The 408-nt window shown below is 37.7% G+C and carries 1 protein-coding gene; it reads right to left on the reverse strand.

Features of this window, described 5'->3' with window-relative positions:
* Positions 1-199 precede the first annotated feature (199 nt).
* Positions 200-408: hypothetical protein (locus tag ETC27_RS17815; protein ID WP_205742764.1), on the reverse strand; the 209-nt coding region annotated here is incomplete at its 5' end.

Genomic DNA, 408 nt, shown 5'->3' on the forward strand with positions numbered 1-408 from the left:
TCCTCTTTTTTCTCCCTTTCCTTATATAGAAGGAAGGCCCATTTGCTTGAACGTTGCTCTTTTTTCTGTTTTTGCATCTGCTTTTTTCCTTTCTTGATTAATGATTATTGATCTATTGGGGGTCGTAGTAGGCCCCAATAGAAAATGTCTTTTAGGGTGTGCTTTTTGGTTTTTCGTTCCGAAACCAAAAGCACACCTTTTATTTTTCTTTTGTACCTTTAAGCCATAAATTAAATTTTTGGCGCTCAAAGGGTGAGAGAATGTAATGTGGATAGAGGTTAGAAATATGCTCTCTAATTGCTTCTTCCTGCGCTTTAAAAAGAGCTTGAGCTTGGAGTTCTTTGGGGAGTTTTAAGCATAAGAGAAGTTGATCCTCTCTTAAATCAAGCACAGCTTTTCGAGCAGCAC

This window comes from Onishia niordana, assembly GCF_004798965.1.
GTDB lineage: Bacteria > Pseudomonadota > Gammaproteobacteria > Pseudomonadales > Halomonadaceae > Onishia > Onishia niordana.